We start from the raw sequence: 9,150 nt of genomic DNA, 5'->3' as shown, positions 1-9,150 counted from the left end.
TTGGCCAATCAGGTGGTAGAAGAAGTCAAGATGCACTTCCAGCAGATGGTGTTCGATACGGTCATCCATCGCAACACCACATTGGGCGAGGCACCGAGCCATGGCAATACCATCATCATGCACGATGCATCGAGTAAAGGGGCGGTCAACTACTTGAATCTGGCCAGGGAGATCCTGCAGAAGAACAAAATGACCAAGCTCTCAGAGGAAGATCGGATAATCGCGTTTGAAGATGAGTAAGAAACCCGCTTTGGGAAAAGGGCTGAGCGCCCTTCTGGAGAATGCCGATACAGACATCATGATGTCACGTGCTGGATCTGTTTCCGATAATCCGGAGACGGTGGGCAGTATCAGTGAGATTGCGCTGAGTGAGATCGAGGTCAACCCCTTCCAGCCGCGTACAGAGTTCGACAAGGAGGCCTTGATGGAATTGGCCGGTAGCATCAGGCAACACGGCATCATACAGCCTTTGACGGTGCGAAAGCTCGGTCGCGGGAAGTATCAACTCATCTCAGGAGAACGCAGGTTCAGGGCTTCTCAAGCGGCAGGTCTGGAGCGTGTGCCCTGTTACATCCGGATTGCCGATGACCAGACTGTACTCGAGATGGCGCTTGTGGAGAACATCCAGCGTGAAGACCTCAATGCCATAGAAGTAGGGATCTCCTACCAGCGATTGATCGAAGAATGCGACCTCACTCAGGAGCAATTGAGCATCAAAGTGGGTAAGAAGCGCAGTACGATCACCAACTACCTGCGCCTGCTCAAACTCCCTGCAGAGATCCAGAGCGGTCTTATGCGCAACAGCATCTCCATGGGACATGCACGCGCGCTTCTGGGATTGGAAAGCGAGAAAGAGCAACTCAAGGTCTATGAGCGTATCCAGACGGAAGGACTCTCTGTGAGAGATGTGGAGAAACTGGTGCGCGGTGAAGAGGATGCGAGCAAGAAGGTCATGCCCAAAAGTCCCGGTCGACCGAGTCTCTCATTCGAGCAGCAGCGCTTCAAAAGTGGCTTGTCGAGATTGCTGGGGAAATCGATCAAATTGAAGATGGATAAGAATGGTAAGGGATCGATCGTTATACCTTTCGAGGACGATGACGAGCTACGTGATATCGCCCATTCCTTGGACATCTGATGAATGACTAGAATCCCTCTTTTTCTTATATTTATACTGCTGTCGTCCAGCGTTTTATGTCAGTCTAATTCAACTGATAGTTCATATTTACATTCTCCCAAGAAGGCCACACTTCTCTCCACCGCTCTCCCGGGTGCAGGGCAGGTCTACAACAAGAAATACTGGAAGCTCCCGATCATCTATGGAGGCTTCGCGCTCTCCATCTATTATCTCAATGACAACCTGGACAACATCCGCTATTTCAAAAACAATCTGATCGCCATCCAGGACGATGATCCCAATACGGTCAATGAGACCTCATTCACCTCTACGCAGTTGAACGACATCATCGATCAATACAAGAACTGGCGCGATCTGAGTTATCTGGCAATAGGTGCCATCTACGGACTACAGATACTGGATGCCCATGTGGATGCCCACCTCTTCTATTTCGATGTGGATGAGGACTTGAGCATGCAGGTAATGCCTTTTGTATCTACTAGTTCTCCAGGTGTGGGTCTACATCTGGCCTTACAATTCTAAATTCATACCCTATGAGCAAACCCTTGCAGATAGGCATAGTCGGTTACGGGAAGATGGGCCGCATGGTAGAGGCCATCGCCAAAGAACGCGGTCACTCCATCGCTTTCAGTGCGGGTTCGGGAGATACCTGGTCCCGGGCCGATGTCATCATCGAATTCACACGTTCTGAAGCGGTCATTCCCAACATCGAAAGAGCGATGGATCAAGGTATACCCATAGTCACAGGCACCACGGGATGGAAAGAACGTATCGAGGAAGTGACGAATATGGTAAACTCGAAAGGGGGAAGCATGGTCCATGCCAACAACTTCAGCCTGGGCGTGAACCTCTTCTACGATGTCAGTCGCAGACTGGCTCGGGCCATGGCACCGCATCCCGACTACCGAGCGCAGATGGAGGAGACACACCATCTTCAAAAACTCGATAGCCCGAGTGGAACGGCCATCAGTCTGGCCCAGGACCTGATCTCAGAACATCCTGCCTATGACCGCTGGCAGAATCATGAATCCACTGAACAAGGAACTCTACCCATAATCTCAAAACGTGAACCCGAGGTGCCCGGAACCCATATCATTACATGGGAGAACGACATCGATACGATAGAGATCAAGCATACCGCGAAGAATCGGAAAGGATTCGCCCTGGGAGCGGTGGTCTCGGCCGAATGGTTGATCGGCCGTAGCGGAGTCTTCACCATATCCGATGTCATCGGATCCATGAATAACGCATTATGAGCATACCTGCAATCCTTTTGATCCTGACGGTGGTCGCCACCTATGCCAGCTTATGGAAACTCTTCCAGAAGGCCGGCAGAGCCTCTTGGGAGGGATGGGTCCCTATCTACAATCTCTTCATCTGGCAGAAGGTCACCAGCCGTCCGTGGTACTGGGCCTTGATCCTCTTCATCCCCGGGGTGCAGTTCCTCATGCTCATCATTATGAATGTGCAGCTGGCCTGGTCCTTTGGACAGCGGGGCACGCTCAATACCATTTTGGCCATTGTAGCTCCATTCTACCTCATCCCCAAGATGGCCTTCAGTGAGGATATCACCTATACCGGCAATCTCAATTGGCGGAAGGAAGGGAAGAAAGGCGGCACACGTGAGTGGGCCGATGCCTTGCTCTTTGCCATCATCGTTGCCTTCATCGTGAGGACCTTCGTATTTGAAGCATTCACCATTCCTACGCCATCCATGGAGAAATCCATGCTGGTGGGAGATTACCTCTTTGTGAGTAAGGCACGCTATGGGGCCAAGATCCCCGAGACCCCGATCTCCTTTCCGCTGACTCATCATACCCTGCCTATTCTCAATGTCAATTCATTTCTCGATTGGCAGAAACTCGACTACTACCGGCTACCGGGCTGGTCTGAAGTGGAACTGACCGACCCTGTGGTCTTCAACTATCCGCTAGGTGATACGGTCATCGTGGAGGACGAGGTCACTTCCTGGTATCAGTACAAACGCAACTTCGGTTTCAGACAGGCCCGTACCCAGAATGAATTCGAGAAGAACTACCGATCCTATGAGAAGGCGGCTGCTAATTTCTTCTTGCGCAATCCCCAGTTCACCGTCAAGGTGCGTCCCAAGGACAAGAAGGAGAACTATGTCAAGCGATGTGTCGGTCTTCCGGGGCAGACGCTCGAGATCAGCGATGGCCTGCTGACATTGGATGGCGAGCCACTACGCGATATCCCGGGGCTGCAACACGATTACATCCTCTTCACCAATACCACCATCACCAATGTGATGAAGGACCGACTGAAGGAGGACTATGGCATCAATTACTCGGACTTCAGGACGAATCAGATCCAACCCTATGTGGTCTCTTTGACCGATGTGCAAGCCGAGCAATTAGGTGCCATGAACTACGTGGACACCATGTACAAGGACATCCGACCCAAAGAGGTCATGTGGAATCCAGGGGCCGTGTGGGCCATCTACCCCAATCATCCGGACTATGATTGGTCCCGGGATAATTTCGGTCCCTTGCTCATTCCTGCCAAGGGCATGAGCATCGACCTCACCTTGGACAACCTCCCTCTCTACCGCAGGGCCATCGAAGCCTATGAAGGCAACACCGTATCTGTGCGTGATGGGAAGATCTTCATCAATGGAGAAGCCGCTGATTCTTACACCTTCACTCTGGACTACTACTGGATGATGGGAGATAATCGGCATCGCTCGCAGGATAGCCGCTTCTTCGGATTCGTTCCAGAGGATCACATCGTAGGTCGACCTTCTTTTGTCTGGCTCTCGCTCGATCAGGAGCTCGACCTCTTCGATGGCAAGATCCGATTCAGTCGTATGTTCAAAGGCGTGGACTGAGGTGGCCGAGTACAACGAGGTAGTTTCCCCCCTTCCCTATTTCGGTAATATCACCTTCTATGCGCACCTCGTGCAACAGGATATGCTCATCGACCTGCATGAGCACTATGTCAAGCAAAGCCTTCGCAACCGATGCGAGCTGCTAGGTTCACAAGGCCCGTTCACGCTCAGCGTCCCTATCCATCGACCCAGCGGGGTCAAGACCCCCTGTAAGGACATCCGTATCAGCTATGCGGGGAACTGGCAACATGAGCACCTGCAGGCCATCCGCAGTGCCTACGGTTCAGCCCCTTTCTTCATCCATTATATCGATGCGATAGAATCTGCACTCTCCCAGAATCCGGAATATCTGGTGGATCTCAATCGAGTCCTGCATGAGGCTCTCGCACCGCTCATCGGAGTGCCTGCTACCTTGAGGATGAGCGATCGCTATATCGAATCCACACCCGGGGTGGATCTGAGACCGAGTATGAAGACGGGGCGACTTCAGAATGAACGATACATACAGGTCTTCTCAGACCGAATGGACTTCGTCCCCGATCGGAGCATACTCGACCTTCTTTTCTGCCTCGGACCAGAATGCACGGACTATCTGCTGAGACAGTCCTTTGCCCCTCCTACTTCGTAACCTCCACCTGCTATTTCTCGTAGATATCAATCGAGTATTGAATCACGAGAGGTATGGCAACACTGAAGCACGATTGGCTCACTGAGCATCTGATAGATTTCGAGTATAAGAAGTACGTACTACTAGCGTATTTGCAGAGGAGCAAGCACGAGTTCGATGAACTGAAGCTCTTCCCTACCCTGTCCGACCTGATATTCCACTACAGGAATCTTATGCACTATATCGAGTGCAAGGAACTCATCGATGAGAATCTCCCTGTAGAAATGGCCGGTGTGGACATCAAAGCGATGAAGCTCATGTACGAGCGTATCTCGCAAGACGATGAACTGATGGCCATCCTCAATGAGATCGTGGCCTATGCCATGCCTCAATTGGAAGATGCGATCTATGAAGGCCGTGAGATCTATGAGATCGTAGAAGAACACATCCGCATGGATGTCGTGGGTCTGGTGCCTCTATACACCGCAGAAGGATATTTCATCCTTTCCAACGATGAGGAAGACGATGCCTACGTATACCGATACGATGTCTCGTCCATCGAGAAGCCGGATGAATCCTACCGTACGATCAGTTCTCAGTTCATCAAGAAGGTGACCAAGAGCAAATATGAGTGCGTGGATGATGTCAAGCTTTCATTGGTGAAGGACTATGAAGACCTTCCCAACCCGGCACTGTACAGATTCCACTCGACTCTGCAGGTACCTCATGAAGAGACTTTCTTGCCTATCAGCAAGCGTATACTTCTGAAAGAGATTTTGAAAGCAGCCTGATCAGGCTTCTACCAGATCTTCTCTGCGCTCGGATTTCGTAGCGCTTTCCCGCAATTCCTTCTCGGCATAGTCATGGCCGATCACTTCTGGATGTATCTCCAGACCGTTGATGTGCGAGCCATAACGCTGAGCGAATTTCATTTTCCTGCTTTCCAATTTGGCCGGACTGGTGAATATCATGGACCAGGCCTCCTTGAATGAACGGCTCTTCCTCACATCCTTGACGATATCCGACCACTCATGGAAATTGAGGGTGATGGGATTGTAGGTACCCACCGGTTTGGTGATGCCGTAATCCGCTTGTTCTTCTTCCGGCTGGAAGGTCCCGAACATGCGATCCCAGATGATGAAGGTCGATCCGTAGTTCTTGTCCAGATACTTCTCATTGCGTGCATGATGCACCCGGTGGTGTGAGGGTGTAGTGAAGATATACTCGATGGGTGCAGGTAGCTTGCGGATGTACTCCGTATGGATCCAGAACTGATACAGGACCTCTATCTGGTGGCAGATGAAGAAGAGCACCGGATCGAAGCCCATCATAGCGACCGGGATGAAGAAGACGATCTTGATATGCTGGGTCCAACCTAGACGGAAGGATACCGACCAATTGTATTTCTCACTGTTATGATGCGTGACGTGCGTAGCCCACCAGAAGCGATTCTCATGTGCCACCCTGTGGGCCCAATACCTGCAGAAATCGATGCAGACGATGCAGAGAACGAAGACCCACCAATGCTGGGCAAAGGAGACCTCACTCCAACTCGGCCCTAGATTCCACGGCACCAGATTGTAGAAGAATAGAATGACCCCGAATGTGAGGAACTTCAGTCCGGCCGACATGGCCACATTGACCAATCCGATGAAGGTGGCCGACACGGTATCCAATCCATCGTAGTAATCCTTCTTCTTGAAATAGCTGAGCAACCACTCCAGAACGACCAGTGAGATCATAGGAATAGCGGCTGCTTTCACGATATTCAGACCTTCCAAGGATGCAGCCAGTGCTTCGAAATAGACAGGATTCTCTCGCATCTAGAAAATTTGAACTGCGAAAGTGTCCATAATACACGACCCGACCAAATGCTGTGCATAATTTCAAGGTGCTCACACTTCGTATCTTCCGCCACACAAAAAGAACAAAATGGCAGCAATAACATTGGGTGGAAACCCTTGCAATACGATCGGAGATATTCCTTCTCAAGGACAACAAGCTCCTGACTTCCAACTGGTACGCGATGACATGACCGACTTCTCCTCTTCCGACCTGACTGGAAAACGGGTTGTGCTCAATATCTTCCCCAGTGTCGATACCGGGGTGTGTGCAGCCTCTGCCCGTAAATTCAATGAACTGGCCTCTCAGATGGACAATACCCAAGTGCTCTGTGTCTCACGCGACCTGCCTTTCGCTCAGAAGCGATTCTGCGGGGCCGAGGGTTTGGATAACGTCATTATGCTCAGCGACTTCCGTACAGGGGATTTCGGCAAGGACTATGGCCTGACGATCACCGATGGCGCCTTCAATGGACTCCACAGCCGAGTGGTCATCGTGGTGGATGAAGATGGCAAGGTCCTACACAGCGAGCAGGTGCCCGAAATCGGTCAGGAACCCGACTACGATGCGGCCATGGCCGTACTTTAAAGACAATCATGAGGAGCAGTAGCTCCTTCATGGCTGTCTGATAGACGATGGTATATGATATCTCCTATCGCCCAAAGAAGGTCCTAGAGACCATCGATGCCCTGACAGGACCTTCATTCAGCCTGCTCCAAAAAGTGCGTATGAACGGCTCGGGATCGCCCCGATTGCTCATCCATGCCTGCAGTCCGCTCATACTCGAACGGCTGGCACGCACCGATCAGATGGTCTACTGCAGCATCGAACTCCGGCCCAAAGGGATATTGGTCCATTTCCAGAGCAATCTGAATGTCTTTGTATGGCCGGTGGCCTATCACCATCTGAGTATCTATCAGAACGGTAGCTCCTGGTCCATACACGGAGGTGGGCAATTCATGAAAGTGAAATGCAGGAGCAGTGAGAACTCGATGCGCAATTTCCTGCACAAGCTCTTCGAACATCGCGACCGCCATTGCGGCAACAGCATCGATCAGGGTACGGGGTCGTGACCCGATCCTCCCCAGGGCGTACAGCGTGATATGCGTTTCAGCGCCAACCAGGATCCCCGCACAGGTCCATGCTTTCGTAGGGCCTCCACTGCATAGTGACTACAGGTAGGTGTGTAGCGACAGCTGGAAGGCAAAAGAGGAGAAATAGCCCATTGGTAGAAGCGGATAGGCAGAATGAGCAGATCGGATAGCAAGTTCTTCACGATGCTTCTTCTGTAGTCAGAGCCTGTACCGCCAGTGTATAGGATGTCAGTCCGAATCCCGTGATCACTCCGTGACAGTGCTTGGCCATGAGGGACTGATGGCGATACTCTTCGCGGGCATGCACATTGGAGATGTGAACTTCGATCACCGGGCTCTCGATCGCAGCCACTGCATCCCCGATGGCCACCGAGGTGTGCGTATAACCACCCGCGTTCAATACAATCCCATCCACCGTGAAGCCCACCCGATGCAGTTCATCGATGAGCTCCCCTTCTACATTGCTCTGGAAATAGCTGAACTCCACTTGAGGGAACTGCGCGTGCAGTCTCTCCAGAAAGGACCGGAAGCCCTCTTCTCCGTAAATATCCGGCTCACGCTTTCCCAATAGATTCAAATTGGGTCCGTTGATAATCGCGATACGCATGGCGCAAAGGACGTGATTTATCCCCTAAGCTTGTAGGGATGATCTGGCAGATAGAGATACGCGGATTCGAGAACCACCTCAAGCTGGAGCGTGGACTCTCGCCCAATACCCTGACCGCATACCGCATGGACGTGCAGAAACTGGCCGACTTCATCGAAGAAGAGGCGGGCGGTGTCTCTCCTCAGAAGGTCGTTCTCGAGCATCTCAAGCAATTCATCTCCTCCCTGCAGCCCCAAGGCATCAGCAGTCGGAGCCAATCCCGTATCATCTCGGGTATCAAGGCCTTCTTCAAATACCTCCTACTCGAAAAACTCATCAGCGAAGACCCTTCCGAATTGCTGGAAGCCCCCAAGATCGGGATGAAACTGCCGGTGACCTTGAGCATAGAGGAGGTGGACCTTATCATGGCCACCATCGATCTCTCCCGCCCTCAGGCTACCCGAGACCGGGCCATGCTCGAGGTGCTTTATGGATGTGGACTGCGGGTCTCCGAGCTCTGTGAGCTCCTCGTCAGCAATCTCCATCTCAAAGAGGGCTTTGTCAAGGTCATCGGTAAGGGAGACAAGGAGCGACTCGCCCCCATCGGTGGACAGGCCGTCAAGCATCTGAAGCTCTATCTGGAGAATGACCGCGTGCACCGTGATCTGAAGAGGGGATTCGAAGACCATGTATTCCTCAACCATCACGGCCGGAAGATCAGTCGGGTCTCGGTCTTCAATATCATCAAGAAACTCTGCGAGCAAGCCGGTATCCGAAAGAATGTGAGCCCCCACACCTTCCGTCACAGCTTTGCCACCCATCTCGTACAAGGAGGTGCCGACCTCCGGGCCGTACAGGAAATGCTCGGTCACGAATCCATCACTACTACCGAGATCTATTCCCATCTGGACCGAGAATACCTGCGCTCCGCGATCATCGATTTTCATCCTTTGGAAAGAGGGGGAGATGATTAGATGATTAGATGATTAGATGATTAGATGATTAGATGATTAGATGATTAGATGATTAGATGATTAG

The 9,150-nt window shown here is 51.8% G+C and carries 13 protein-coding genes; 10 read left to right on the top strand and 3 right to left on the bottom strand.

The annotated features are described in order from the left end of the window. The 7 genes from HKN79_04260 to HKN79_04230 form a co-directional block, all read left to right on the top strand. On the top strand, positions 1-240 hold a 240-nt coding region (locus HKN79_04260; GenBank protein NNC82769.1), incomplete at its 5' end, for a ParA family protein. Then, on the top strand, positions 233-1,135 hold the full coding sequence (locus HKN79_04255) for a ParB/RepB/Spo0J family partition protein (GenBank protein ID NNC82768.1): 903 nt from the start codon (positions 233-235) through the stop codon (positions 1,133-1,135). The genes HKN79_04260 and HKN79_04255, both read left to right, overlap by 8 nt. Positions 1,136-1,138: 3 nt before the next feature. Then, positions 1,139-1,657 carry a hypothetical protein gene (locus HKN79_04250; protein NNC82767.1) on the top strand — a complete coding sequence of 173 codons (519 nt, stop codon included), beginning with the start codon at positions 1,139-1,141 and terminating at the stop codon, positions 1,655-1,657. A 23-nt stretch (positions 1,658-1,680) separates the two neighbouring features. Beyond that, positions 1,681-2,391, top strand: coding sequence for a 4-hydroxy-tetrahydrodipicolinate reductase (gene dapB, locus HKN79_04245; GenBank protein NNC82766.1), 711 nt, complete (start codon positions 1,681-1,683; stop codon positions 2,389-2,391). Then, complete coding sequence (locus HKN79_04240; GenBank protein ID NNC82765.1) at positions 2,388-3,983, top strand: S26 family signal peptidase; 1,596 nt, start codon at positions 2,388-2,390, stop codon at positions 3,981-3,983. The genes dapB and HKN79_04240 overlap by 4 nt, the downstream gene beginning before the upstream one ends. Before the next feature lies 1 nt (position 3,984). Then, on the top strand, positions 3,985-4,611 hold the full coding sequence (locus HKN79_04235; protein ID NNC82764.1) for a hypothetical protein: 627 nt from the start codon (positions 3,985-3,987) through the stop codon (positions 4,609-4,611). A 53-nt stretch (positions 4,612-4,664) separates the two neighbouring features. Further along, entirely contained in the window at positions 4,665-5,381 is a 717-nt protein-coding gene (locus HKN79_04230) for a hypothetical protein (GenBank protein NNC82763.1), read from the top strand. On the opposite strand, the gene HKN79_04225 is transcribed toward HKN79_04230, so the two are convergent. Next, positions 5,382-6,413: a sterol desaturase family protein gene (locus HKN79_04225; protein ID NNC82762.1), complete on the bottom strand. Its 1,032-nt coding sequence runs from the start codon at positions 6,411-6,413 to the stop codon at positions 5,382-5,384. A gap of 109 nt (positions 6,414-6,522) precedes the next feature. Here HKN79_04225 and tpx point away from each other — a divergent pair, with 109 nt between their 5' ends. Both tpx and HKN79_04215 read left to right on the top strand, forming a co-directional pair. Beyond that, positions 6,523-7,020, top strand: a complete 498-nt coding sequence (tpx, locus tag HKN79_04220) for a thiol peroxidase (GenBank protein ID NNC82761.1) — start codon at positions 6,523-6,525, stop codon at positions 7,018-7,020. A gap of 47 nt (positions 7,021-7,067) precedes the next feature. Next, positions 7,068-7,505 carry a hypothetical protein gene (locus HKN79_04215; protein ID NNC82760.1) on the top strand — a complete coding sequence of 146 codons (438 nt, stop codon included), beginning with the start codon at positions 7,068-7,070 and terminating at the stop codon, positions 7,503-7,505. Here the strand turns inward: HKN79_04215 and yidD are convergent. Further along, entirely contained in the window at positions 7,487-7,711 is a 225-nt protein-coding gene (gene yidD / locus HKN79_04210) for a membrane protein insertion efficiency factor YidD (GenBank protein ID NNC82759.1), read from the bottom strand. The two genes, HKN79_04215 and yidD, sit on opposite strands and share 19 nt — an antisense overlap. Next, complete coding sequence (gene aroQ / locus HKN79_04205) at positions 7,705-8,133, bottom strand: type II 3-dehydroquinate dehydratase (GenBank protein NNC82758.1); 429 nt, start codon at positions 8,131-8,133, stop codon at positions 7,705-7,707. Before aroQ ends, yidD begins: the two co-directional genes overlap by 7 nt. 38 nt (positions 8,134-8,171) lie before the next feature. Between aroQ and xerD the strand changes: the two genes are divergently transcribed. After that, entirely contained in the window at positions 8,172-9,086 is a 915-nt protein-coding gene (xerD, locus tag HKN79_04200) for a site-specific tyrosine recombinase XerD (protein NNC82757.1), read from the top strand. Positions 9,087-9,150 lie beyond the last annotated feature (64 nt).

This window comes from Flavobacteriales bacterium (assembly GCA_013001705.1).
GTDB lineage: Bacteria > Bacteroidota > Bacteroidia > Flavobacteriales_D > JABDKJ01 > JABDLZ01.
This window is presented reverse-complemented; position numbering and strand designations above follow the sequence as displayed.